Source organism: Streptomyces sp. NPDC031365 (assembly GCF_055569765.1).
In genome coordinates, this window is the sequence record NZ_JBVIIM010000015.1 from 111,660 (window position 1) to 136,709 (window position 25,050).

A 25,050-nucleotide genomic window follows, 5' to 3' on the forward strand; every position below is an offset into this window, starting at 1 on the left:
CGGTCATACGTGGCCCGGATCGGGAGGCATGCGGGAACGACCCCGCGGGTCAGGCCCCGAGCAGCGGGGAGCGGGACGGCGTGCGCAGCGGTGCGGCGAGTTCGGCGAGGGCACGTTCCAGGCCGTGGAGGTGGGCCAGGGCGGGCTCGGAAGCCGCCGGGGCCGTCCGTACCGCGATGTCCCCTCCGCCGGTGAGCGCCTCGACCGCGGCCTCCACGCGCCAGCAGGCGGCGGCCAGCCGGGCGTCGTGCGAGGCCTCCGGGTCGGCGGCGACGGCGACGAGGCCTCGGATCTCCCGGGCGCAGTCGTCGAGCAGGGCGAGCACGCGGCGGGCACGCCGTTTGCGGCCGAGCACGGGGTTCAGGGGGTGCACCAGCGGGGCGACCGAGAGGCGCACCCGGGCGAGCAGCTGCTCCAGCTCGGCCACCATCGGTGCCGGGTCGGCGTCCGCGGATCCGGCCAGCCGCGCGGCCGCCTCCGCGGTGCACGCGTGGACGCAGCGCAGCGCCCGCTGGATCCAGATGTCGGTGATGCGGTGCGTGGTCACGGGCAGGACGAACGCAACCGCCAGTACGGCGCCGAGCGCGCCAATGCCGGTCTCCACGACCCGCAGTGCCAGCAGAGCGGGGGACAACACGCCCAGCAGGCCGTAGAGCATGGCGGCGAGCACGGTCACCCAGAGCATCATCCAGGTGTAGGACACGGCGGCGGTGTAGAAGATGCCGAAGACGCAGACGGCGACGACCAGGGCCGTGAGCAGCCCCTCCCCGTGCGCGGGGACGGCGACGAGCAGCGCGAACCCGATGCCGATGACCGTGCCCAGCACCCGCCGGAAGCCGCGCACCAGGGTCTCGCCGCGCGAGGTGGTGTTGACGAAGACCCACCAGGTGGCGCCGACCGCCCAGTACCACCTCTGCCCGGACACCAGCTGGCCCACGACCAGGGCGAAGCCCGCGCCGGCGGTCGCCTGGACGGCCTGGCGCGTGGTCACCCGGGCCAGCCCCGTGCCACCGGGCGGTGCCGGAACGGTGGCGGGGGGCAGACGGCGCTCGTAGCACCACGCTCCGAAGCGCACCGCGGCGGCGGCGAGCACGGACAGCACGACGGAGGCGTACAGCTCGGGCAGTTGTTCCGTCCTCGCGTGCAGGAACTGCGCCACGAAGTACGTCATGAACGCGAAGACCCCGAGGCTGTGCCCGCGGGGCCCCCAGCGCCGGGCGTACACGCCGAGCCCGACCACGGCGAGGAAGGTGAGGTCGCGGGCCACCGGCTGGCCGTGCAGCACGGCCGCGGCGGCGAGCACCGGCAGGCCGACGGCGGGCAGCAGTGCGGTGGTGACGGCCTGTCCGCGGACCGTGGCGTCGGTGACGGTGAACAGCGCGAGCAGCGCGGCGAGCCCACCGGTGACGACGCCGGTGAGCGAGTGTCCGGCCAGACCGCAGACGACGACGGCCAGCCCGACGCCGAGCACGGCACGCGCCGCGAAGCGCAACCGTGTCCGGCCCGGGTCCGGGACCGTGAACGCCCTCTTCAGCACCGCTTGCCCCCTGGAATCCGATGGTGTGCGCCGTGGCATGAGAAAGGCGCCGCGGGGATCCGCAGCGCCATCGACCCCTCCATATGAGCATTACTTCCCCCAGTGGCTCAACTACCTTCCGCAAAGGTGCGCCATTGGTACAGTTCCCATGGCACTTCTACGGCCATCGCCGTGCCAATGGCCGACACCGGGACCCGAGACCTCATGGCCGTGGACGAACTCGACACCCGCATCCTGCGGCTGCTGCTGGAGCGGCCGCGCACCAGCGTGCGCGAGTACGCCCGGATCCTCGGGGTCGCCCGCGGTACCCTGCAGGCCCGTCTCGACCGGATGGAGCGCGAGGGCGTGATCACCGGCACCGGACCCGGGCTCTCCCCCGCCGCGCTGGGCCATCCCGTACTGGCGTTCGTGCACATCGAGGTGACCCAGGGGCACCTGGACGAGGTGGGCGACGCGCTGGCCGCCGTACCGGAGATCGTCGAGGCCTTCTCCATCACGGGCGGCGGTGATCTGCTGACCCGGGTCGTGGCGCGCGACAACGCTCATTTGGAGGACGTGATCCAGAAGCTGATCAGCCTGCCGGGGGTGGTCCGCACGCGCAGTGAGGTGGCACTGCGCGAGCGTGTCCCGCACCGGCTGCTGCCGCTGGTGGAGTCGGTCGGCCGGACGGCGCGGAAGTGAGCCCTGCCATGCCGGACCCATGAGCACGCTCTGCACCCTCTCGTTCGTCTTCGATCTCGACGAGACGTTCGTGTTCCACGGGCCGGTCGGGATGGTCACCCGTCCACCCGAGGCGGTGCGGTTCGGGCTGTGTGACAAACCCGCCTCTCCGGCGGCCTGCTGCCCCTTCAGACCCCGGTGCCGGGGAGTTGCGCCGCGTCACGCCCTGGACGGCCTCGAGCCGGCCCCGTTCGCCGAGGGCACCGGGGTGTCCCGACGTCCGCGGACGTCCGGCGCGCGGAACCGTGTGTGATCTCCGGCACGTCGGACGCCGACGTCGCCGGCACCGGCCGGAACGAGGACGGCACCGCACTGCTCGACGACCGGTCCGGGCCGGCGCGCCCTTCCGCGGCGAGGAAGCACTGGTGGCAACGCTTGATCCATGGTGGATGTTCGGGTGGACGCCGGTCTGCTGAAGCCGCGCCGAGGGCGACACGGTGGTGCGTACGGCACGGAAGGCCACGTGGGCCCGCCGAGACCGTCGGAAAATTCTTTCCCGAACGGTGATTGTCCCGCGCCTGGCGTCCGTACTCCCTGCTGTTGGGCCGTTGACATCCCAGGAGGCACGATGCGCATCTCGCGCAGCACGGCAGGAACCGCGTTCGTGGGCGGAGCCATGATCCTCACCCTCACCGCGCTCGCCTATCCCACCATGCTGGGCGTACAGAACACGTCGACCAAGCAGGACCGGGTGGTGGCCAACACGAACTACGGCCCGCTGACCGAGTCGGACCGTGACTTCGTGGTGAAGGTGCGCGCGGCCGGGCTGTGGGAGCACCCGCTGGGGCTGCTGGCGATGGAGAGGGGGACGACGCCGGAGATGAAGGAGGCGGGCGAGCACCTGGTCGTCGGTCACGGGCGGCTCGACGACTCCTGCCGCAGGATCTCCCTGGAGCTCGGCATCACGCTGCCGAACCAGGCGTCACCGCAGCAGCAGGGATTCGTGGAGACCGTGAAGTCCACCACCGGCAAGGAGTTCGACTCGACGGCGGTGAACATCATGCGGGTGACACACGGGCAGATCTTCCCCGCCATCGCCAACATCCGGGCCAACACCAGGAACACGCTCGTCCGGCAGCTTGCCGACCAGGCCAACGACACGGTGCTCGACCACATCACGGTGCTGGAGAGGACCGGACTGGTCAACCACGAGCAGGTCAACTTCCAGCAGACCAGCCCGCCCAAGATGCCGCAGGAGCAGGTGACCCCGCCGGCGCCGCAGGCGGGCGCGCCGGTCCTCGCGCTGGAGATCCCCAAGGAGCTGGAGGACCTCAACACGGCCTCTCCGGCACCGTCACCCTCACCGACGGTCAAGTAAGGGCGCGCTCACGCAGGCCGCGGCGGACCCGTACGGTCACGACCCGCGACGGGGCCTGCCCCGCCGCGGGTTTTTCGTCGTGCCGCCGTTGCCCGACCGGCGGCCTTGTCCCCCCGGCCCGCGAGCGGTCAGCCGTCGCCGCGCGCCGCCGGCGTCGGTCCGCTCGCGCTTCTTCTCCTGCTCCGGCTGCTGCGTGCGGCCGCGGGTGCTGTTGACGGTCCGGCCCCGGACGATCCCGATGAAGTCCTCCACCTGGTCCGTCGTCGCCGCCTCGGGCCAGGCCAGCGCCACTGCCGACTCGGGAGCCGCCTCGAGCGGCCGGTGGGTGAGATCCTTGCGGTGGTGCAGCCGGGCGAGCGACAGCGGCACCACGAGCACGCCGATCCCGGCCGCGACGAGCTCGATCGCGTCCTCGGTGGTGGCGGGCCGTTCCAGGGCCGGCCGCCCGGGCAGGCTCTCCCACTCGAGGACATCGTCGAGGGGGTGCAGCACGATTTCGTCGGCCAGATCCTCCACGGACACCACGTCTGCCGCCGTGACGAGATGGTCCCTCGGAACCACGACAACCGTCTGCTCGGTGTAGAGGGGGATCGCGCTGAGGACCGTACGGTCGACGGGCAGCCGGACGAGGCCCGCGTCGGCGTCGCCACCCAGCAGCAGGTCCTGCGCCGCCTCCGCGGGCACCTGGGTGAGGATCAGCGGGACGCCGGGCAGCCGCTCGTTCCAGATACGCACCCACTTGCCGGGCATCACCCCGGGTACGTACACGAGCCGGAACGAGGGGGACACTTCCGAGCCTGTCACCGGGCCAGGTTACCGGCCGTGGTCGGTGGTGGCGCACACGCTCGATACCCTGGACGCCATGACGCAACACCAGAGCACCCAGACGATGAAGCCCGCGACCGCGGCGAAGAAGCTGGGTGTGTACCTCGAGGCCACCCCCGACGCGTTCCGGGAGGGTGTCGTCTCACGCGCCGAACTGAACGCGCTCCAGGCGGAGCCGCCGCAGTGGCTGCGGGACCTGCGGCGCGACGGCCCGCATCCTCGGCCGGTGGTCGCGGCGAAACTGGGCGTGTCCATCGCCGGTCTGGCGCGCGGCGGAGTCACCGAGCCCCTCACCACCGAGCAGATCGAGGCGCTCAAGCAGGAGCGCCCCGAGTGGCTGGAGCGGGAGCGTGCCACTCAGGCCGAGGTCCGCAAGGAGGGGGCACGCATCAAGAAGCGGGACGCTGAGCGCGCGGAACGCGACGACTGACACGTCCCCGCACGCCGTTTCGAACGCCCCCGGCCGGGTCTCCGGCTCCCGGGGGCGTTCCGGTCTCCGTGGGGCGTTCCCTTCCCGGTGGCCGAAATACGCCAGCCCGCGCCACCCTTCCGGTGCTTAGAAATATCTACGAGCATGACCCGTACCGCACGCGCCCGCAGCGGCGCGGCCGACCGTGCCCGGGGTGGGGACATGCACAGCGTCATGTGGAAGCAAGCCGTCGAGTGGCTGGCCGCGGCGGCCACGGACCCGCAGGAGTGCAAACGGGAGTGGGACCACGGCAAGGGGACGGCGCTGCTCGCGGCCGGCCGTTACTGGGACGTGCTCAGCGTGCCCGACCGGCTGGGACTGCTGGCCCTGGACCTCCTGTGGCGGGATCCGCTGAAGGCCCCCGGGCCCACGCTGGTGGACGTCACGGCCCGCAGGGTGGGCTTCTTCCTGCCGCCCGACCCGGTCAGCGAGTGGGTGGGCTTCGGGGTACGGCACGTGAGCCGGGGTTCCTGGGTCGCCGTACCGCCGCCGTACCGGCCCGCCGGCCGGCTGGAATGGCTCGTCCCCCCGGACGGCACCGGCAGCCTGCACTCCCCCGGCCCGCTCGAACTGGCCTTGCGCAGGGCGACCGGCACACTCGCCGTGCTGGCGCCGGTCAGTGCGGAGCCGGCGGGGCCGGACTGCTGGTGAACCGCTCGCGGGAGTCCTCGGCGGGCCGCCCGAGGAGGGGGACGCGGAAGGGCACGGGCAGCACCGTCGCACGCTCGCTCACGGTAGAGGCGGCGAAGGAGGCCCACAGGCCGTCGCGGTGCTCCGGGACCGTGTGCCCCCTGGCCCGCCACTCCGCGACCAGGGCCGTGTAGATCGGTGTGTGACCCGCATACCCGCTGGTGAGTTCGGCGTACGGCCGGCCCGCGGCGTCGTGCCCGAGAAGGCGCCGCGCCGTCCCAGTGCTGTCCATGCCGGAGCAACGCGCCGTCGTGCGCCGGGGTACGCCGCTGACTCCCGGTCCGCCCGGCCGGATGAAGGCGTCACCCGACCGGCCGTAGAGGCCGGACGCGGCATCCTGGACACGGACTGAACAATTGTTTAGCATACTGTACATGCGTTCACTCCAGGACGACCGGACCACCCGGGCCGTCATCCGTGACGAGGCGTTGCGGCTGTTCGCCGAGCGGGGCCCTGAGTCGGTCACTGTGCGGCAGATCGCCGGGGCGGCCGGTGTGTCGGCCGGACTCGTGGTGCACCACTTCGGGTCGAAGGACGGACTGCGGCAGGAGGTCGACCAGTACGTCCTGGCCGTGTTCGAGGCGATGCTCCGCGAGCTGACCGACGGGGGCGGTCGGGAGCTGCTGCTCGGTCCTGACGCCGAGGCGGTCTCCCTGAGCGAGGCGTTCACCCGGCATCTGCCGGCCGACTCGCCCCTGCCCGGCTATCTGCGCCGTCTGCTGCTCACCGGGTCGGACACCGGCCGGGTCCTGTTCCGGCGGTTGTTCGAGCTGAGCCGCCGGACCCTGGACGAACTGTCGGCGGCCGGGCTGGCGGCACCGGGCGGGGACCCCGCCGTCCGGGCGGCCCTGCTGCTCGCCAACGACCTGGCCGTCTTCCTGCTGCGCGACCACCTCGCCGACGTCCTCGGCACCGATCCGCTGTCCGCCGCCGGTATGGCCCGCTGGGCCCCGGAGCTGCTCGGCATCTACGCGGGCGGGTTGAACGCGACACCACCGGAAGAGGCGCCCCCCAAGACCTAGGGAGACTTCGCATGCCATCCGCGACCGTACTCGCACCACCCGCGCTCGAGGCTCGTGACCTGCACAAGTCCTACGGCACCCAGCAGGTTCTGCGCGGTGTGGACCTCACCGTCGCGCCCGGACAACTCGTCGCCGTGGTGGGCGAGAACGGTGCCGGGAAGTCGACGCTGCTCAAGGCGCTGGCGGGGGTCCTCACCGCGGACCGGGGCGAGGTGATCTGCCGCGGGACGCTCGGCCACTGCCCGCAGGAGCCCGTGCTGAACGGCAGTCTCACCGTGGAGCAGCATCTGCGGTACTTCGCCGCCGCCCGGCGGCTGCCCGGCCTGGAGCGTGGTCACCAACTGGTCCGGCAGCTGGGGTACGAGCAGTACCTGGCGACGGTGACCGGGGAGCTGTCCGGCGGCACCCGGCAGAAGCTCAACCTCACGCTGGCCCTGCTGCACGACCCGGACGTGCTGCTGCTGGACGAGCCCTACCAGGGGTTCGACTGGGAGACGTATCTGCGCTTCTGGGAGCTGGCCGAGGAGCTGCGTTCCCGTGGCAAGGCGGTCGTGGTCATCACCCATCTCGTTTTCGAACAGGACCGCTTCGACCACCTGGCCGACCTCGCCGACGGACGGCTCGTCACCCGCGCCACGGGCGCCACGAGGACGAAGGAGGCCCGCCATGCGGACGCCTGACACGGAACAGCCGCGGCTGCCGTACCGGCCGTTCCCCACCGCCCTGCGCTTCTCGGTGCGCGACCAGACCCGCAACCGGCTCGCCGGACTGCTGCTCGTGCTGTTCGTGCCCGCCTGGTACCTGCTGATGGACGCCCTGGCCGCGGGCGAGGTACTGGAGTTCAGGCTGTACGCGACCGGTGAGGTGCTGCGTGTCGACGGCGGCAGGCTCACGCTGATCACGGCCGGGCTGAACTGTGTCACCATGATCGCCGGCTTCGTGGTCTTCGACGCCGTACGCAAGGCGCTGGCGTTCGACCGGCGACTCGTGTTCGCCGGTTACGGTCAGGCCACCCTCATCGGCGCCAAATCCCTGGCCGTGGTGACCGTCGCCACCGCCATCGCCCTCTACACGGCGCTGGCCCTGCTCTTCTTCTGGCGTCCCTCGATGGAGGGCTGGTTCGCCGTGCTCGCGGGCTTCACGGTCATCGCCCTCACCTACGGTGCGCTCGGCCTGCTGCTCGGAGTGGTCGTCAAGCGTGACCTGGAAGGCTTCTTTCTGATCATCATGGGCGGGCTGATGGACACCTTCCTGCAGAACCCCCTGGGCAATCCGCTGGCCAACGAGCCCGCGCTGCGGTGGTTCCCCTCCTTCGGCCCCATGCAGTTCGCGGTGGGCGGCTCCTTCGGGGACACCGTCCTGTGGGGGCACCTCGCCCTCGGCCTGACGTGGGCGGCCGCGTTCAGCGCGGTGGGGCTGGCCGTGTTCCGGATCAGGACCCGCAGCCGGAACCGCGCACGATGACCGGCCGCCGGTCCGTGCCGGGCCGGGGTTGACCCTCGACCTTGTCGAGGGACCAGGGTCACGGGTGTGGAGAGCGAGATGCGCAGCATTGGTGAGATGGCCCGGTACAGCGGGCTGGGCGTGAGTGCCCTGCGGTTCTACGACCGTGCCGGTGTCCTGGTCCCGGACCGGGTGGATCCGGTGAGCGGCTACCGCTGGTACGCGCCCGGGCAGCTGGACGAGGCCCGGCTGCTGGCCCGGCTGCGCCGGGCCGGCATGCCGCTGGCGGACATCCGGCTGGTGCTGGCCGGCTGGGCGGGCCCCGACACCGATCTCGTCCGGCAGCTTCTCGAGGCGCATCTGCGCCGGCTGGAAGAAGGGCTGTCCGACGCCCGCGACGAGTTCTCCACGCTCCGAGCCCTACTGGACCAAAGGGAGAACCCCATGACCTCGCTCCGCACCGACACCGCCGTCCGGCTGTCCCTCTCCGGCCCCGGACTGGCCGCCGCGCTGGACGCCGTCCGGTTCGCGGCCGGCACCGACCCGGAACTGCCGATGCTCGGCGGGATCCATCTCGACATCGACGACGGCGCGCTGCACGTCGTGGCCACCGACCGGTACCGGATGGCCGTGGCGCGCACCGCCGCCGACGGGCACGGCGGGCCCCGCGTGCAGATGACCGTGCCCCTCCCGCTCGCCGACGCGATGCGGGCACTGCTGGACTGCGATCAGGAGGTGCGGCTCGCCGTGGACGGTGACCGCGTGACCCTCGAGGCCGGTGACCGGCAGACGGCCGGCCGGTGCCTCGGCCACGACTTCCCCGACTACCGGCGCCTGGTCCGCCTCCCGGCCGGGCGCCGCGCCCTCGTGGACGTGCCGGCGTTCCGGGAGGCGGTGCGCACCGGCCCCGTCCGCGCGGGCGAGGCGCGTGAGCAGGACGGGGTCTCCTTCGAGTTGAGCGTGCTGGCGGTGTCGGACGACGGATCGGTCACCCTCGTCGGCGAGGGAGCCGCCGGCCAGGACCTCGTCGGCGTCAACCGTGCGTTCCTGCTGGAGGCACTGAGCGCGGGAGCCCGCGACCGGCTGGTCCTGGAGTTCGGCTCCGCCACGGCGCCCCTCGCCGTCCGCCGGCCGGACGACGAGCACGTTTTCTCGCTTCTGATGCCGGTACGGCTGGAGGAGTAGGGGTCTGGCCTGCGGGATCAGGCCGGGGAGGACTGACCGCTCCTCGAAGCCCGGATGAGCGGGGTCCGGCGCGGCCGGCGACACGGCGGAGGAGAGGGCTCCGATCCGCCGGACAGACCCCGGTCCGGCCGGAGAACCAGGAGGGCGCCGTCCGTACCTGCGGACGGCGCCCTCCGGGCCGCTTCACCGTTCGACGCCGCTGTCCTCCACCGGTTCCAGCGTCGCCGCGGCCTGCGTCGTGCCCTGCACGGGTACCGCGTCGGCCGATGCCGTACGACGTGTGGTCAGGCGCAGGGCGATGGGCTCGGTGTAGCGGGCGGTCAGCGGGCCGAGGACGACCAGGACCAGAACGTACGCGGTGGCCAGCGGGCCGAGGTCCGGCTCGATACCGGCGGTGACCGCGAGGCCGGCGATGACGATGGAGAACTCGCCGCGGGCGACCAGGGTGCCGCCCGCGCGCCAGCGCCCCTTGGGGGAGATGCCGGCCCGGCGGGCGGCCCAGTACCCGGTGGCGATCTTCGTCAGAGCGGTGACGACGGCCAGCGCGAGGGCGGGCAGGATCACCGGCGGAATGGACTGCGGGTCGGTGTGCAGGCCGAAGAAGACGAAGAACACCGCGGCGAACAGGTCACGCAGCGGCGCCAGCAGGTTGTGCGCGCCCTCGGCGACCTCACCGGACAGGGCGATGCCCACCAGGAACGCACCCACGGCCGCCGAGACCTGAAGCTGCTGGGCCAGTCCCGCGACCAGCAGCGTGAGCCCCAGCACGACCAGCAGCAGCTTCTCCGGGTCGTCGCTGGAGACGAACCGGGAGATGACCCGCCCGTAGCGGACGGCGACGAACAGCACCAGCCCCGCGGCGCCCAGCGCGATGCCCAGGGTGACGCTGCCCGTGGCGATGCTGACGCCGGCCAACAGAGCGGTGATGATCGGCAGGTAGACCGCCATCGCCAGGTCCTCGAGCACCAGGATGCTGAGGATCACCGGGGTCTCGCGATTGCCGAGCCGGCCGAGGTCGCCGAGCACCTTGGCGATGACACCGGAGGAGGAGATCCAGGTGACGCCGGCCAGCACCACCGCGGCGACCGGGCCCCAGCCGAGCAGCAGGGCGAGGGCGGCGCCCGGCAGCGCGTTCAGCGTCATGTCCACGAGGCCGGCCGGGTACTGGGTCTTGAGGTTGGAGACCAGGTCGCTGGCCGTGTACTCCAGTCCGAGCATGAGCAGCAGCAGGATCACGCCGATCTCGGCGCCGATCGCCACGAACTCCTCACTCGCGCCGAGCGGCAGCAGCCCGCCTTCGCCGAACGCGAGGCCGGCCAGCAGATAGAGGGGGATCGGGGAGAACTGGAGGCGGCCGGCGAGGCGGCCGAGCAGACCGAGCCCGAGGATGATCGCACCGAACTCGATCAGGAAGATCGCGGATGAGTGCACGCGCTCACTCCCGACCGAGAATCGAAGCGGCGGCGTCGATGCCCTCACGGGTGCCGATCAGGATCAGCGTGTCCCCTCCGGCCAGCCGGAAGTCCGGCGCGGGGGACGGGATCGCCTCGGCCCTCCGCAGCACGGCCACGATGGACGCTCCGGTGTCGGTACGCATCCGGGTCTCACCCAGCAGTCGGCCGTTCCAGTGGGAGACGGAGGAGAGTTCGATGCGCTCTGCGACCAACCCGAGGTCGGTGGTGTGCAGGAGGTTGGGGCTGTGGTGGGCGGGCATCAGCGCGTCGATGAGCGCTGCCGACTCCGCGACGGTCAGGCGCAGCGACCGGGCGCAGGCGTCCGGGTCGTCGGAACGGTAGACGTTGACCGTGCGGGCACCGTCGCGGTGCGCGATGACGGACAGGTGCTCGTGCTCACGCGTGGTGAGGTCGTATTTCACGCCGATGCCCGGCAGCGGCGTCGCGCTCATCCGTGGAGCAGGCACAGCCCGTCCCCTTCCCGATTCTTCTGATGTGATCCGGTGCGGGGTGCCGGACCGGCCGTCCCACGGCACTGGTGTCCACCCCCACGGGGTAATGGTGCCATCCCGCCAAACGGCCGGAACATGGGTGCTGCCACGGATGGACAGGGGCCGGTGCTGCGGAAAAGGATCGCGGGGGAAAGCGTGTTGCCGCAGCTGGGAGTCTTCCTCACGGACCGGTGCGCGCGATGACGAGTACGTGGCGTCCGCCGTGGTACTCGGAAGCGCCGCCGGGGACGGGAGTGTGAAGTGGACGACACGGTGATCGTTGGAGTGGACGGTTCGCCGTCCAGTGTCGCCGCTGTGGACGTCGCGGCCGATGAGGCGCGGCTGCGCGGCGCGCGGCTGCGGATCGTGCACGCCTTCAGCCGTCCGGCCGACCTTGACCCGATGATCCACGGGGTGCTGGCACAGGCCGAGCAGCGTGCCCATGACCGCACGCCGGGTCTTGAGATCACCCGGACCGTTGCGTCCGGCGAGACGCTGACGGTGCTGCGCAGCGAGTCACGGCACGCGGTGCTGACGGTGGTCGGCGAGCGCGGCCGCAGCGGGTTCGGGGGTCTGCTGCTGGGCTCGACGGTCGTGCAGCTGGCGGCGCACGGGCACGGCCCGCTGATGGTGGTCCGCGGCCGGGAGAATCCGCAGGGCCCCGTTCTTCTCGCCGTGGACGGCTCGCAGGCCGGAAACGCGGCGGCGGCCTTCGCCTTCGCCGAGGCAACGCTGCGCGGGGCCCCGCTGGTCGCGATGCACGTGTGGAACACCTGGGGCGAGCCGACGCCGTACGAGGGACCTGCCGATCCGTTGAGCGTGGTCGTGGACCTCGACCTGCTCGTGGAGCGGCACCGGCGGCTGCTGGAGGAGGCGGTTGAGCCGTGGCGGGCCGCTCACCCACGGGTCCCGGTGGAGCTGCGCCTTGAGCGGGCCCGGGTGCGTCACGCGCTGCTGGACGCGGCCCGGGAGGCCCAACTGGTCGTGGCCGGGGCCCGGGGGCACGGCGGTTTCGCCGGGATGCTGCTCGGTTCGGTCAGCCAGGCACTGCTGTATCACGCCGACTGCCCGGTCACCGTCGTCCGTTCAGAGGGCAGCGGATGAGGGCCTGCCTGCCCTGAGTTCCGCCCGATCCCCCGGACGGGCCCCAGGGTCTGGCTGGCAGTTCGCGTCGTCCGCCCGGTGGCCGGCCCGGCGGCGCCGTCGAGTGCACGCGCCGGTGCCACCGGCCAGGCGGGAACTGCCAGACGCACGCCCCGGGTGAAGCCATGTACACGACGCGGGCCTCCGGGCATGCGGAGCGCGGTGCACGAGTTCGAGGCGCGCGAGGACGGGTGAGTCCGTGTCTCGCTCACGTACGACGCACCGGATGCGGTCGGCAAGCCGGCCGCGCGCACCGGCACCTACCAGGGCACTTCGCCCGGCTCGTCCCGGACCAAGCGGTCGTGGAGGTCCTCGAGTCCGAGACCCGGGACCCCGCGCTGCGCGGCACGAGGGCCATGGACTGAGGGCCATGCCCCCCCCACGCTCACCGACGCCGACGGCGGCACGGTCGTCTCGATCGTTCACGAGGGCGTCCCGGACGCGGTGCCCGCCGCCGACAACGGGGCCGGGACGCGTGCGGCCCGGCCCCGGCACATCCCGCCCGGTTCGCGCAGGACGGTGACGGGCCTCAGCGCCCGGCTGGGCCGGTTCACAGGGCGATCACGGCGCGCACCAGTGTTCCCTCGGCCGAGCACAGCACCGAGGTGTCCACGGAGTACGCGTCGACCAGCGCGAGGCCGCGGCCGGACGTGGCATCCATGTCGGCCGGCTCACAACGGGGCGCGGGACGTTGCCGCCAGCGCCCGCTGTCGCGCACCCGCACGGTCAGGGAGGCCTCGTCGACTTCGAACGTCACCTCCAGGTCGGGGCTGCCGCTGTGCAGGACGGCGTTGGTCCCCAGTTCGCTGACGATCACGGTGAGGGCCTCCTCCGCCGCTTCGGGCAGTCGGTGGCTGCGGACCACCGCCCGCGCCAGCCGCCGCAGCCGCGGTACGGCTCGCGGGGAAGCCGGAAGAACGGTCGCGACCCGGAAACCCCTGGTGCTCGGCGACACGCTCTCGTGCAGCCGGTCGCATCCCGTCGGCCCGACCGCCCCGAGGGCTGCCCCGGCCGGGCTCGGATCAGTCACTTTCATCACACCGGACTCCTACCTGCGCAGCCGACCCAGTCGGCAGCGGGGCCCGCCGATCCCTCGGGATCAGGAGGCCTTACGTGCTCCACGCTGCCCGCCGTCCGCGGTGCCCGGCAATCAGGGCAGACTGAGTACGGATACGCAAACAACCGGAGACACGCGTGGAACGGGGTGACGAACCATGCCGGAGAGCGCTGGGACGGCGAACGATGCCGAGACGGCGCTGCGCGGACGGCTCGCTTCGGCGCTCGATCCGAAGGGGGCCGGCCGGCCGGTGCTGCTGCTGGTCGAGGGCGCGGCGGGCACCGGCAAGACTCGCCTGGTGAACCGGCTCGGTGCGGCGATGGCGGGCGCCGCCCGTCGGACGGCATCCGTCGAGCAGCCGGCCGGCGCCGGTCCGCGGCTGCTCGTCGTCGAGGACGTGCACCGGGCGTCAGTCGACGACGCCACCCGGCTGCGCGCTCTGCTGGCCGCCCCGCCCGCTCACTTCGCGTGCGTTCTGAGTTACCGCCCCGAGGAGCTCACCGCACCGGGACTGGTCCTCGGACCCGACACCGATTTCCCGGCCGCCCTCACGGTCGCACGGCACGTCGTGGAGCCGCTCGGCGTCACCGAGGTGCACCGGATGGCCGCAGCCGCCCTGGGTGCGGACCGCTGCACGCCTGCTCTGGCCGCCGCGCTGCACCGTGCCTCCGGCGGTGTCGCCCAGACCGTCGCGGACCTGCTCGACCTGCTCGTCACGGGCCCACGTGCCGCCGGCCGGCCGCTCTCCTCCGAACTCGACCGGCTCGGCATACCGCCCCGGCTCGACACCCTGACCCTGCGGCGCACGGCCGCCGTGACGGAGGAACACCGGCAGATCGTCTTCGCCGCCGCCGTTCTGGACGAACCCGCCACCTCCCGCGACCTCGCCGTCGTGGCCGGTCTCCCCGGTCGGATGGGCGCCGACGCCCTGTCCGCCGCCCTGCGGGCCGCCGTGCTCGAGGACCGCGGTGACGGCCGGTACGGCTTCGGCTCACCCCTCGCCGCGGCCGCCGTCCGCCGCGCGGCGGACGGTCCGGTTCGCGAGGCGCTGCACCGGCGGGCCGCACACCTGCTCACCAGACGTCAGCCCGTCCCGTGGGAACGTGTGGCCGGCCACCGCCGCGCCTGCGGTGACGCACGGGGCTGGCTGCACGCCGTCGAGCGGGCGGCCCTGCAGTTCGAGGACGCCGGCGAACAGCAGCGAGCGGTGGGCCTGCTGGAGTCGGCGCTCGCCACCGGTCCGGTCCCCGAACAGGCCCGGTCCCGGCTCGCCAGACTGCTGGCCCGCTGTGCCGTGGTGGGTCTGCGCTCCGACGAGACGCTGAAGGTGCTCCGGCACATCGCGGCGGACCCCGGTCTTCCCCCGGCCGTGCGCGGTGAGATCCGCCTGGACCTGGGGCTACTGCTGTGCAACCAGACGGGCGAGGTCTTGGAAGGGCGGGACGAGCTCGCCCGTGCCGTGGACGACCTGGCGGGCGAGCCGGTCCCCCTGGCCCGGGCGATGTCGGCACTCGCGATGCCGTACGGACCGGACGCGTCGTTCGCCGAGAACGTCGCCTGGATCGAGCGGGCCGTGACGGTGGCCGAGGAGTCGGGCGACCCCGTGGTACAGACGGCCGTGGCAGCGAACCGGGTGAGCGTCCTGCTCAACGGCGGCGACCCTGCGGCCTGGCCGCTCATCGAGCGGTTGCCCCGCGACAGCGATCTCGTCGGCTGCCGTCAGCAGACCTCCCGAGGCCTGTGCAACGCGGCGGACGCGGTGGTGTGGCTCGGTCACTACGACACCTCCCGCGCCCTGCTCGCCGAGGGCGTCGCCCTGGCCGCGCGCAGCGGTGCCGCCTACGCCGAGCAGACCGGCCGTGGCTGCGCGCTCGTCGTCGACTGGGCGAGCGGGCACTGGTCCGGACTCGCCGAGCGGTGCCGGGCCTTCGTCGACGAGTCCGGCGACATGCCCTACCTCGCCTCCGACGCCCGGATGGTCCTCGGCCTGCTGGCCCTGGCCCGTGGTGAGTGGGCCGACACCCTCGACCATCTGACCGGACCCGGTGCGGCCGGCCTGGACACCGGCCCGGTGCCGATCTCGGCGACCGTGTCCGGCGCTCTGATCAGGCTCGCCCTCGCCCACGACGATGTCACCGGCGCGGCCGACGAGGCGGACGTCGCGTGGCGGCGGCTGCGCGCCAAGGGGGTCTGGGCCTGGGGCGCCGAACTCGCCCCGTGGGCGGTGGAGGCGACCGTGCGGGCCGGGGACATGCCCGCCGCGGCCGCGATGACCGACGAGTTCGCCGCGGGCCTGGACGGGCGCGACGCGCCGTCGGCGGATGCCGCGCTCACATGGACCCGCGGGGTCCTCGCCCAGCACACGGGAAGGACGGCGGAGGCCGCACGCTGCTACGAGGAGAGCGCCACCGCCTACCGGAAGCTGCCCCGGCCCTATCACGCGGCCCTCACCGCGGCGGGCGCCGCCCGCTGCGCCCTCGCCCTCGGCGGGGACGGCGGACCGGCCGTCGCCGCCCTCTCCGACTGCGCCTCGGCCTTCGACGCCCTCGGCGCGACCTGGGACGCCGCCCGCACCCGCGCCGAGCTGCGCCGGCACCAGCCGGCGGCGGAACGCCGGCCACCCGGCCGTCCCCGGTACGGGGACGTACTCTCGCCGCGGGAGGAGGAGGTCGCGGAACTCGCCGCTGCGGGCATGTCCAACCGGGAGATCGCCACCACGCTGCATCTCTCGCCGCGCACCGTGGAACAGCATGTCGCACGGGCCCTGCAGAAGACCGGTGTGCACTCCCGCCAGCAGCTCGCCCGGGCCCTCGGGCCGGCTTCGGATTGATTGCGTATCCGTGGAACCCGCTCTCCGCAAGGGGCGTCGGCGACGGGTGCGGCTCGCGTCAGCCGAGGAAGCTGAGCCGTACGCGGCGGTCGGGGTTGTCCTTGTTGGTGTCGACCAGGCACACCGACTGCCAGGTGCCCAGTTCCAGCCGTCCGTTCACCACCGGGAGCGTCGCGTGGGGCGGTACGAAGGCGGGCAGGACGTGGTCGCGGCCGTGGCCGGGGCTGCCGTGCCGGTGCTGCCAGCGGTCGTCGGCGGGCAGCAGGGTGTGCAGGGCGGACAGAAGGTCGTCGTCGCTGCCTGCGCCCGTCTCGATGACGGCGATCCCGGCCGTGGCGTGCGGCACGAAGATGTTCAGCAGGCCGTCGCGGCCGGCCGCCGCCTCCCGCAGGAAGGACTCGCAGTCGCCGGTGAGATCGACGACCCTCTCGTCGGAGCCGGTGGCGATGTTCTGGACTCGGGTGGTGAAGGCATGGGACATGCCCTCCATCCTGGCCGACGCGGCGGGATGCGCGCGGGAGCGCCGAGGGAAGATCCGCGGCCTGCCCGCCGTTGGTAGAAGCGTGAACGATACGCACGAGGTCGAGGCAGTCGTCATCGGGGCCGGGCAGGCCGGACTGTCGAGCGCCTATCATCTGCGGCGCAACGGGTTCGAGCCGGACCGCGACTTCGTGGTGCTGGACCGCTCCCCCCGCCCCGGCGGTGCCTGGCAGTTCCGCTGGCCCTCACTGACGTACGGCAAGGTGCACGGGATGCACGCGCTGCCCGGCATGGAGCTCCACGACGCCGATCCGGGCCGTGCTTCCTCCGAGGTGATCAGCGAGTACTTCGACCGCTACGAGCGGGCCTTCGGCCTGCGGGTGCGGCGGCCGGTGGATGTGCGGGCGGTGCGGGAGGGGGCCGGCGGGCGGCTGCTGGTGGAGACGTCGGAGGGCACCTGGTCGGCACGGGCGCTGGTCAACGCCACCGGCACCTGGGACCGGCCCTTCTGGCCTCGCTGTCCGGGCCAGGGAAACTTCCGGGGGCGGCAGTTGCACACCGCGCAGTACCCGGGGCCGGAAGCGTTCGCCGGGCAGCGGGTGGTCGTGGTGGGGGGCGGCGCCTCGGGCACCCAGCATCTGCTGGAGATCGCCCCGTACGCGGCGGCCACGACCTGGGTGACCCGGCGGCCCCCGGTCTTCCGTGAGGGCCCGTTCGACGAGGAGGCCGGACGGGCAGCCGTGGCGCTCGTCGAGGAGCGGGTGCGACGGGGGCTGCCGCCGCACAGTGTCGTCTCGGTGACGGGTCTCCCACTCGACGATGCGATCCGAGAGGGTCTGGCGGACGGCGTGCTCGACCGGCAGCCGATGTTCGACCGGATCACGCCGGACGGTGTGGAGTGGGCGGACGGGCGGCAGGTGACGGCCGACGTCATCCTGTGGGCCACCGGTTTCCGTCCCGCCGTCGACCATCTCGCCCCCTTGCGGCTTCGGGAGCACGGCGGCGGGATCCGGGTGGAGGACACGCGCGCGGTCGCCGATCCGCGTGTCCATCTGGTCGGCTACGGCCCCTCGGCGAGCACCATCGGCGCCGGCCGGGCGGGACGCGCGGCGGTCCGGGACGTCAAACGGCTGCTGGCACAGGAGGAGCAGGTCGCGGCATGACGGCCTGGGCCGTGCGGTTCACTTCTTCGCCGCTTCGTCCGCCTTCTTCTGCCGGGCGTTGTACTCGGCCACGTTGCGCTCGTGTTCCGCGAAGTCGGCGGTGAAGCGGGTGTCGCCGGGCTTGACCGTGACGAAGTAGAGCCAGTCGCCCGGGGTCGGGCTGATCGCGGCGCGCACCGCGTCCTCGCCGGGGTTGTCGATCGGGGTCGGCGGCAGTCCCATGCGCTGGTAGGAGTTGTACGGGCTGTCGATCTTGGTGTCGGCCTCTGTCGTGCGCGGTGCCGAGCGGCCCAGGGCGTAGTTGACGGTCGAATCCATCTGCAGCGGCATCCCCCGCTCCAGCCGGTTGAAGATCACGCGTGCCACCTTGCCCATGTCGGCCTTGGTGGCGGCCTCGGCCTGGACGATGCTCGCGACGGTGACCGCCTGATAGACGTTCATCGCGTTGCGCTGGGCGCCGGCGGCGACAGGGACTCCGTTGAATTTCTTGTCGGCCGTGTCGACCATCCGCGCGAGCAGCTTCTGGGGGGTGGCCTTCTCCTGAAGCGGATAGGTGGCCGGGAAGAGGTAGCCCTCCGGATTGCCCTCGGCCTCGTTCGGCAGTTTCAGGTCCGCCCTGGCGAGTGTCTTCTTCGTGGTACCCGCCGGCAGGTCGAGGGTCTTGTCGATGGCGGCGTACACCTGACTCGCCCGCCAGCCCTCCGGGACGACCAGGGCCGTGGGGCGGGACGCGTCGTCGCCGTCCATGACCAGCAGCGGCACCGCCACGGCGGTGCCGGCCACGACGGCTCCGAGCGTCGCGAGGGCCAGGCGGCCCCGGCGCGTCAGTCGGATCGTGCTCCGTGACGGAGTGTTCGTCTGCATGCGGGCACGGTAACCCGCACACCCCCATAAACCCGGCATATCTTCATTTTGTCGGCTCCAGTCGGGCGTCCCGGCGCACGAGAGCCGCGTAACGCCCTCCCTGTTCCAGCAGTTCCTCGTGCGTGCCGCTTTCGACCGCGCGGCCGGAGTCGAGCACCACGATCCGGTCGGCGCCGCGAACGGTGGACAGCCGGTGGGCGATGGTGAGCGTGGTGCGGTTGGCCGACAGCGCGTCGATGGCCTGCTGGACGGCGGCCTCGGTACGGGTGTCGAGGGCGCTGGTGGCCTCGTCCAGCACCAGGACCGGCGGGTCGCGCAGGATGGTGCGGGCGATCGCCAGACGCTGCTTCTCGCCTCCGGAGAACCGGTGGCCGCGCTCGCCGACCACGGTGTCGTACCCGTCGGGCAGCGAAGCGATGTGCTCGTGGATCTGGGCCGCCCTCGCCGCCGCGTGCAGTTCCTCGTCGGTGGCGTCCGGCTTGGCGAAGCGCAGGTTGTCGGCGACGGAGGCGTGGAAGAGATAGGTCTCCTGGGAGACGACGCCGACCGCGCGGGCCAGCGTGTCGAAGTCGAGATCGCGAACGTCGACCCCGTCGAGGGTGACCCGGCCTCCCGTGACGTCGTACAGCCGCGGCACGAGATGACCGAGCGTGGACTTGCCGGCACCGGTCGATCCGACGACGGCGAGGGTGCCTCCCGGGGGCACGGTGATGTCGATGCCGTCGAGGACGGGGCCGCTCTTGCCGTCGTAGCCGAAGGTGACGTCCTCGAAGCGGACCTCACCCTTGATCCGGTCCAGGCGCACCGGGTCCTCGCGCTCGCTGATGTCGATGGGGAGGTCCAGATACTCGAAGATGCGCTGGAAGAGAGCGAGCGAGGTCTGGATCTGGACGCCGGTGGACAGCAGGCTCACGGCCGGGCGGAACAGGCCCTGCTGGAGCGACACGAAGGCGACGATCGTGCCGATGGAGACCTCCGGGCCGCCCGTCTGCAGGGCGATGCCGGCCGTCCAGTAGATGACGGCCGGCATCGCGGCCATGACGACCGTGATCACGGCCATGCGCCAGCGGCCGGCCATGTTCGACCGCACTTCCAGGTCGACCAGGCGCTCGGACTCGTCCGAGAAGGCCCCGGTCAGGGAGTCGGACCGGCCCATGGTGCGGCCGAGCAGGATGCCGCTGACCGAGAGCGACTCGGTGACCGTGGCGGCCATCGCGGCCATCTGCTTCTGGCGCTGGGTGGTGATCTTCTTGCGTTCGTTGCCGACACGGCGGCTGATCCAGACGAAGACCGGCAGCAGCACCAGCGACACGACGGTCAGCCGCCAGTCGAGCGCGAGCATCGCGACGACGGTGGCGACCACGCTGGTGAGGTTGGACACCAGGGACGTCGCCGTGGAGGTCACGGTGGCCTGCATCCCGCCGATGTCGTTGGCGATGCGGGACTGGACCTCGCCGGTGCGGGTGCGGGTGAAGAAGGCGAGCGACATGCGCTGGAGCCGCCCGTAGACGGCGGTGCGCAGGTCGTGCATGACGCGCTGGCCGACCGTCGTCGAGATCAGGGTCTGCAGTACACCGAAGACGCTGGTGAGGACCGCGCTGAGGATCATGCCGAGCGCGAGCAGGCTGAGCAGTCCGGTGCGGCGCTCGGGGAGCGCGACGTCAAGGATCGCCTTCAGCAGGAACGGTGTGGCGACGGAGACCAGCGAGGCGGCGCCGACGAGCAGGCCGACGACCGCGAGGCGCCCGCGGTAGGGGCGGAAGAGCCTCAGGATGCGCCGCACCTGCCGGGGTTGCTCCTCGGTGCCGGCGGGCGGGGTCCAGCCGGTTTCGTGGTCGGGGTGCATGGTCTCCTCAGGGACGGACGCCCGGAGGAGGTGCCCCGGGTCAAGCGGAACCTAGCTCATTGTTACCTATATTCACAATGAACATCATCCTGATATTGTTCCCGCATGACCGCCCCCGATCCCGACGGCCTGCTGGCCGAGCAGCTGCTTCGGCTCACCCGCCGGGTCCATCGCATCCAGAAGCGCCATCTGGAGCGGCGGGAGCTCGGCATCACCCCCGCCCAGTCCCGGCTGCTGCGCACGCTCGCGCACTACGGCTCACCGCCGCGCATGGCCGATCTGGCCGAGCGGCTCGAGGTGGTCCCCCGGGCCGTCACCACGCTGGTCGACGGGCTGGAGGCGAACGGCAAGGTGCGGCGGGTGCCGGATCCGGCCAACCGGCGGGTGATCCGGATCGAGCTCACCGACGACGGGCGCGCGGCGCTGCGGGAACTGCGGGCCGCTCGCCGGGGCGCGGCGGAGGAGATCCTCGCCCCGCTCGGCCACGAGCAGCGCGAGGCACTGGGCGAGCTGCTGGACACCCTGATCGACGGGAAGGCCGTCCCGTCGTGCCGCGAGACGCCCGCCTGATGCCTGTCGGGTGAAGGTCCGCCGGGCTGCCGGTTCCGCGCCGTGGTGCGGAAAACCGCTTGCCTCCCCGTGCGTGGCGGCGTCAACCTGTCACGGTTTGCTGCTTGCCGTCCGCGGACGGCGCGCAGGCGTGCCCGTGGATCTTCACCGGCACCGTTGTGCCCCCTCGTCCTGCCCTTCCGCCGCCCCCTGACCCGAGCCACTGGGACGTCATGCAGATTCAAGACCTTCCGTATCCCGACCCGGGGATGCCCGACGCCCGTTCGGGTCCCCGATTCCTGTGGTGGCTCTTCCGCGGCCAACTGTCCGGGCAGCTCCAGTCGCTGGCGTGGGGTCTGTTGCACTTCGTCTCCGTCGCCTCGCTGCCGTTCTGCGTCGGTGTCGCCGTCCAGGCCGCGGTCGACCGCTCCGGCGGCCGGCTCGCACTGGCCGGCGGTCTGATGGCGCTGGCCTGCGTGGGCAACGCGGTCGGTGACACCTTCCTGCACCGCGCCGCCGTCACCAACTGGATCACCGCCGCCGCCCGCGTGCAGCAGCTCCTGGGCCGCAAGGCCGCGACGCTGGGCTCGGCGCTGACCCGGCGGGTCGCGGCCGGCGAGGTCGTGGCCGTCTCCACCGGTGACGTCGAGAAGATCGGCTGGTTCGTGGAAGCCCTGTCACGGTTCACCGCGGCGGCGGCCACGATCGTGCTGGTCTGCACCGGTCTGGTGATATACCAGCCGGCGCTCGGGGTCGTCGTCGCCGTGGGCCTGCCCGTGCTGGCGATCGCTGTCCTCCCGCTGCTGCCCCGTGCCACCCGGCGGGCGGACGTCCAGCGCGAGAAGGCCGGGCGGGCCACCGAGCTCGCCTCCGACACCGTCGCGGGGCTGCGTGTGCTGCGCGGCATCGGCGGCGAGGACCTGTTCCTCGACCGCTACCGCCGTGCCTCCCAGGAGGTGCGCCACGCCGCCGTGCGCAGTGCGCGGATGTGGTCGCTGATCGCCGCGATCCAGGTGCTGCTGCCGGGTCTGCTGCTGATCACGGTGGTCTGGTACGGCGTCCATCTGGCCGGCAAGGGCCACATCACCGTCGGTGAACTGGTCACCGTCTACAGCTCGGTGATGCTGCTCACCTATCCGATCCGGCACTTCGAGGAGATCGCGATGGCGTACTCCTTCTCGCGCCCCTCGGCCAGGCGGGCCGCGCACGTGCTGTCGCTGGAACGTGCCACGGACACCGCGGGATCGCGTACCGCCGGGGCCCCGGCCGGTGACCTGTACGACCCGGCGACCGGGCTGCTCGCCCCAGCGGGCCGGCTCACCGCCGTGGTCTGCGGGGATCCCGACGCGGCAGGACGGCTGGCCGAACGGCTCGGCGGCCACGCCTCGGAGCAGGGCACCGCGGTGCTGCTCGGCGGGGTGCCCCTCGACGAACTGCCGCTGGACTCAGCCCGGGAGGCCGTCCTCGTGCAGGACAAGGATCCGGTGCTGCTGTCCGGCACGCTGCGCGAGCTTCTCGACGTGCCCGCGTCCGGTGCGGTCGACCCGCGCGACGCGCTGGACGCGGCGCAGTGCGCGGACGTGCTGGCGGCTCTGGTACAGGGCTCACAGGGCGCAGGGGAACCCATGGACGCCCGGATCACCGAACGCGGCCGGTCCCTGTCGGGCGGGCAGCGCCAACGGCTCGCGCTGGCCCGGTCACTCGTCACGGACCCGGAGGTGCTCGTCCTGGATGAGCCGACTTCGGCCGTCGACTCGCACACCGAGGCCCGGATCGCCCAAGGCGTGCGCGGACTGCGTGCGGGCCGCACCACCGTGGTGTTCACCTCGTCCCCGCTGCTGCTGGACCGCGCCGACCGGGTGGTGTTCCTGCACGGCGACACCGTCGTGGCGGTCGGCGGCCACCGCGATCTGGTGCGCACCGAACCCCGGTACCGGGCCGTGGTGACGCGCGAGACCGAGGACGGGGCCGCGCCGGCCGTCGCACAGGACCTGCGCGAGGACGGGGCCCTTCGTCGACTGGAACAGCTGGAAGAGCTCGAAGAGATCGAGGAGACAGCATGATCGGCGTGGCGCGACCGGCCTACGACCCGGCGGCCCCGACGGCGGCGGCCACGCTGCCCGTGGGCGCGCCCGCGACCGTGCGTGCCTATGTCACGGAACTGCTGCGCCGGCACCGGCGGGCCTTTCTGCTGCTGATCACCGTGAACACGGTCGCCGTGATCGCCTCCATGGTGGGGCCGTATCTGCTGGGCGGGCTTGTGGAGCGGGTCTCGGCCGGGGAGCGGGAGCTGCGTCTGGAGCTCACCGCGGGGATTTTCGTGCTCGCGCTGGCCGTCCAGGCGGCGTTCGTCCGGCAGGTCCGGCTGCGCGGGGCCATGCTCGGTGAACGGATGCTGGCCGATCTGCGCGAGGACTTCCTGGTGCGGTCGGTCGGACTGCCGCCGGGCGTGCTGGAGCGGGCCGGTACGGGTGATCTGCTGTCGCGGATCACCACCGACATCGACCGGCTCGGCAACGCGATGCGGGAGGCGGTGCCCCAGCTGGCCATCGGCGTGGTGTGGGTGGTGCTGCTGCTGGGCGGGCTGGTCGTCACGGCGCCCGAACTGGCACCGGCCGTCCTGGTCGCGGTGCCGCTGCTGGTGGCCGGCTGCCGCTGGTACTTCCGGCGGGCGCCGGCCGCCTACCGCTCGGAGGCGGCCGGGTACGCCGCCGTGGCTGCCGCCCTCACCGAGACCGTGGACGCGGGGCGGACCGTGGAGGCGCACCGCCTCGGCACGCGTCGCGTGGCGCTGACCGACCAGCGGGTCAGGGAGTGGACGGCCTGGGAGCGCTACACGCTCTGGCTGCGCTCGGTGCTCTTCCCCGTCGTCAACATCACCCATGTGACCGTGCTCGGCTCGGTGCTGATGATCGGCGGGGTGTTCGTCCTGCGGGGCTGGATCGGTGTCGGCCAGCTGACCACGGGCGCGCTGATCGCGCAGATGCTCGTGGACCCGGTGGGGCTCATCCTCCGGTGGTACGACGAGCTGCAGGTGGCGCAGGTGTCGCTGGCCCGGCTGGTCGGGGTCCGGGACATCGAGCCCGACGCCGGGGATGCCGCTCTGGCCCCCGACGGACGCCGGGTGCACGCGGACCGGGTGCACTTCGGCTACCGGGAGGGCGTGGACGTCCTGCGCAAGGTGTCCCTGGAGGTCGCACCCGGCACCAGGATGGCGCTGGTCGGTCCCTCGGGCGCGGGCAAGTCCACGCTGGGCCGGCTGCTTGCCGGGATCTACGCGCCCCGGGACGGGCGGGTCACCCTGGGCGACGCGGAGCTGTCCCGTATGACCGCCGAACGGGTCCGGGAACACGTGGCCCTGGTCAACCAGGAGCACCACGTCTTCGTGGGCTCCCTGCGCGACAATCTGCGGCTCGCCCGGACGAACGCCGAGGACGCCGAGCTGTGGGCGGCGCTCGGGGCGGTCGACGCGGACGGATGGGCGGGCGCGCTCGACGACGGCCTCGACACCGAGGTCGGCTCGGGCGGGTTCGCGCTCACCCCGGCCCAGGCCCAGCAGATCGCGCTGGCCCGGCTGGTGCTGGCCGACCCGCACACGCTGGTCCTGGACGAGGCCACCTCGCTGCTCGACCCGCGCGCGGCACGTCACCTGGAACGCTCCCTGGCCCGGGTCCTGGACGGCCGGACGGTGGTCGCCATCGCCCACCGGCTGCACACCGCGCACGACGCGGACGTCATCGCCGTCGTGGAGAACGGCCGCATCACTGAACTGGGCAGCCATGACGAACTCGTCTCGGCGAACGGCGCGTACGCGGCCCTGTGGCGGTCCTGGCACGGGTGACCCCGCACCGTCCCGAGGTGCCTTCCTCCTGGCGGGGCGCCCCACGAGGGCCTGGTCCGCATCACACACTCGACCGCACCACCCGGCCACAGGCCACGGCACGGCTGGCTTCCTCCTCCCCCG

At 72.5% G+C, this 25,050-nt stretch carries 23 protein-coding genes; 14 read left to right on the forward strand and 9 right to left on the reverse strand.

Going from position 1 to position 25,050, the window contains the following annotated elements; translation table 11 throughout:
- Positions 1-49: 49 nt before the first annotated feature.
- On the reverse strand, positions 50-1,537 hold the full coding sequence (locus ACZ5C2_RS22430; RefSeq protein WP_468793642.1) for an FUSC family protein: 1,488 nt from the start codon (positions 1,535-1,537) through the stop codon (positions 50-52).
- Between the two features lie 204 nt (positions 1,538-1,741).
- Between ACZ5C2_RS22430 and ACZ5C2_RS22435 the strand changes: the two genes are divergently transcribed.
- Positions 1,742-2,218 (forward strand): Lrp/AsnC family transcriptional regulator, encoded by a 477-nt coding sequence (locus tag ACZ5C2_RS22435; RefSeq protein ID WP_468793857.1) that lies wholly within the window; start codon positions 1,742-1,744, stop codon positions 2,216-2,218.
- 607 nt (positions 2,219-2,825) lie between these two features.
- Positions 2,826-3,575: a DUF4142 domain-containing protein gene (locus ACZ5C2_RS22440; RefSeq protein WP_468793645.1), complete on the forward strand. Its 750-nt coding sequence runs from the start codon at positions 2,826-2,828 to the stop codon at positions 3,573-3,575.
- Positions 3,576-3,611: 36 nt separating this feature from the next.
- Here ACZ5C2_RS22440 and ACZ5C2_RS22445 read toward each other — a convergent pair whose 3' ends face one another.
- Positions 3,612-4,379 (reverse strand): LysR family transcriptional regulator substrate-binding protein, encoded by a 768-nt coding sequence (locus ACZ5C2_RS22445; protein WP_468793648.1) that lies wholly within the window; start codon positions 4,377-4,379, stop codon positions 3,612-3,614.
- Between the two features lie 58 nt (positions 4,380-4,437).
- Here ACZ5C2_RS22445 and ACZ5C2_RS22450 point away from each other — a divergent pair, with 58 nt between their 5' ends.
- Positions 4,438-4,830: a DUF5997 family protein gene (locus tag ACZ5C2_RS22450; protein ID WP_468793651.1), complete on the forward strand. Its 393-nt coding sequence runs from the start codon at positions 4,438-4,440 to the stop codon at positions 4,828-4,830.
- Between the two features lie 201 nt (positions 4,831-5,031).
- Positions 5,032-5,520 (forward strand): hypothetical protein, encoded by a 489-nt coding sequence (locus ACZ5C2_RS22455; RefSeq protein WP_468793859.1) that lies wholly within the window; start codon positions 5,032-5,034, stop codon positions 5,518-5,520.
- On the opposite strand, the gene ACZ5C2_RS22460 is transcribed toward ACZ5C2_RS22455, so the two are convergent.
- Entirely contained in the window at positions 5,486-5,791 is a 306-nt protein-coding gene (locus ACZ5C2_RS22460) for a hypothetical protein (protein ID WP_468793653.1), read from the reverse strand. The genes ACZ5C2_RS22455 and ACZ5C2_RS22460 overlap by 35 nt on opposite strands.
- Positions 5,792-5,933: 142 nt before the next feature.
- Here ACZ5C2_RS22460 and ACZ5C2_RS22465 point away from each other — a divergent pair, with 142 nt between their 5' ends.
- From ACZ5C2_RS22465 to ACZ5C2_RS22480, 4 genes are all read left to right on the forward strand, one after another.
- Positions 5,934-6,581 carry a TetR/AcrR family transcriptional regulator gene (locus ACZ5C2_RS22465; protein WP_468793656.1) on the forward strand — a complete coding sequence of 216 codons (648 nt, stop codon included), beginning with the start codon at positions 5,934-5,936 and terminating at the stop codon, positions 6,579-6,581.
- An 11-nt stretch (positions 6,582-6,592) separates the two neighbouring features.
- A complete protein-coding gene (locus ACZ5C2_RS22470) occupies positions 6,593-7,261 on the forward strand; it encodes an ABC transporter ATP-binding protein (RefSeq protein WP_468793659.1) in 669 nt (222 codons plus the stop codon).
- Positions 7,248-8,045 carry an ABC transporter permease gene (locus tag ACZ5C2_RS22475; RefSeq protein ID WP_468793662.1) on the forward strand — a complete coding sequence of 266 codons (798 nt, stop codon included), beginning with the start codon at positions 7,248-7,250 and terminating at the stop codon, positions 8,043-8,045. The genes ACZ5C2_RS22470 and ACZ5C2_RS22475 overlap by 14 nt, the downstream gene beginning before the upstream one ends.
- Positions 8,046-8,123: 78 nt before the next feature.
- On the forward strand, positions 8,124-9,209 hold the full coding sequence (locus ACZ5C2_RS22480; protein ID WP_468793665.1) for a DNA polymerase III subunit beta family protein: 1,086 nt from the start codon (positions 8,124-8,126) through the stop codon (positions 9,207-9,209).
- A 183-nt stretch (positions 9,210-9,392) separates the two neighbouring features.
- On the opposite strand, the gene ACZ5C2_RS22485 is transcribed toward ACZ5C2_RS22480, so the two are convergent.
- Both ACZ5C2_RS22485 and ACZ5C2_RS22490 read right to left on the reverse strand, forming a co-directional pair.
- Positions 9,393-10,640: a cation:proton antiporter gene (locus ACZ5C2_RS22485; RefSeq protein ID WP_468793668.1), complete on the reverse strand. Its 1,248-nt coding sequence runs from the start codon at positions 10,638-10,640 to the stop codon at positions 9,393-9,395.
- Between the two features lie 4 nt (positions 10,641-10,644).
- On the reverse strand, positions 10,645-11,115 hold the full coding sequence (locus tag ACZ5C2_RS22490) for a cation:proton antiporter regulatory subunit (RefSeq protein WP_468793671.1): 471 nt from the start codon (positions 11,113-11,115) through the stop codon (positions 10,645-10,647).
- A gap of 300 nt (positions 11,116-11,415) precedes the next feature.
- Here ACZ5C2_RS22490 and ACZ5C2_RS22495 point away from each other — a divergent pair, with 300 nt between their 5' ends.
- Positions 11,416-12,258 carry a universal stress protein gene (locus tag ACZ5C2_RS22495; RefSeq protein WP_468793674.1) on the forward strand — a complete coding sequence of 281 codons (843 nt, stop codon included), beginning with the start codon at positions 11,416-11,418 and terminating at the stop codon, positions 12,256-12,258.
- Positions 12,259-12,847: 589 nt separating this feature from the next.
- Here ACZ5C2_RS22495 and ACZ5C2_RS22500 read toward each other — a convergent pair.
- Positions 12,848-13,333: an ATP-binding protein gene (locus tag ACZ5C2_RS22500; RefSeq protein WP_468793676.1), complete on the reverse strand. Its 486-nt coding sequence runs from the start codon at positions 13,331-13,333 to the stop codon at positions 12,848-12,850.
- Between the two features lie 178 nt (positions 13,334-13,511).
- Between ACZ5C2_RS22500 and ACZ5C2_RS22505 the strand changes: the two genes are divergently transcribed.
- Positions 13,512-16,184, forward strand: a complete 2,673-nt coding sequence (locus ACZ5C2_RS22505) for a helix-turn-helix transcriptional regulator (protein ID WP_468793679.1) — start codon at positions 13,512-13,514, stop codon at positions 16,182-16,184.
- A 58-nt stretch (positions 16,185-16,242) separates the two neighbouring features.
- Here the strand turns inward: ACZ5C2_RS22505 and ACZ5C2_RS22510 are convergent, their stop codons facing one another.
- Positions 16,243-16,665, reverse strand: coding sequence for a secondary thiamine-phosphate synthase enzyme YjbQ (locus tag ACZ5C2_RS22510; protein WP_468793682.1), 423 nt, complete (start codon positions 16,663-16,665; stop codon positions 16,243-16,245).
- Between the two features lie 82 nt (positions 16,666-16,747).
- Here ACZ5C2_RS22510 and ACZ5C2_RS22515 point away from each other — a divergent pair, with 82 nt between their 5' ends.
- Complete coding sequence (locus ACZ5C2_RS22515) at positions 16,748-17,827, forward strand: NAD(P)-binding domain-containing protein (protein WP_468793685.1); 1,080 nt, start codon at positions 16,748-16,750, stop codon at positions 17,825-17,827.
- 18 nt (positions 17,828-17,845) lie between these two features.
- On the opposite strand, the gene mltG is transcribed toward ACZ5C2_RS22515, so the two are convergent.
- A complete protein-coding gene (mltG, locus tag ACZ5C2_RS22520) occupies positions 17,846-18,691 on the reverse strand; it encodes an endolytic transglycosylase MltG (protein ID WP_468793688.1) in 846 nt (281 codons plus the stop codon).
- Positions 18,692-18,734: 43 nt separating this feature from the next.
- The gene (locus ACZ5C2_RS22525; RefSeq protein ID WP_468793691.1) at positions 18,735-20,537 is read right to left on the reverse strand and encodes an ABC transporter ATP-binding protein; all 1,803 of its coding nucleotides are present in this window, start codon (positions 20,535-20,537) and stop codon (positions 18,735-18,737) included.
- Between the two features lie 105 nt (positions 20,538-20,642).
- Here ACZ5C2_RS22525 and ACZ5C2_RS22530 point away from each other — a divergent pair, with 105 nt between their 5' ends.
- The 3 genes from ACZ5C2_RS22530 (at position 20,643) to ACZ5C2_RS22540 (ending at position 24,927) form a co-directional block, all read left to right on the forward strand.
- Entirely contained in the window at positions 20,643-21,107 is a 465-nt protein-coding gene (locus ACZ5C2_RS22530) for a MarR family winged helix-turn-helix transcriptional regulator (RefSeq protein ID WP_468793694.1), read from the forward strand.
- Positions 21,108-21,319: 212 nt separating this feature from the next.
- Positions 21,320-23,149, forward strand: coding sequence for an ABC transporter ATP-binding protein (locus ACZ5C2_RS22535; RefSeq protein ID WP_468793697.1), 1,830 nt, complete (start codon positions 21,320-21,322; stop codon positions 23,147-23,149).
- Positions 23,146-24,927, forward strand: a complete 1,782-nt coding sequence (locus ACZ5C2_RS22540; RefSeq protein ID WP_468793700.1) for an ABC transporter ATP-binding protein — start codon at positions 23,146-23,148, stop codon at positions 24,925-24,927. Before ACZ5C2_RS22535 ends, ACZ5C2_RS22540 begins: the two co-directional genes overlap by 4 nt.
- The last annotated feature ends 123 nt before the right edge of the window (positions 24,928-25,050 follow it).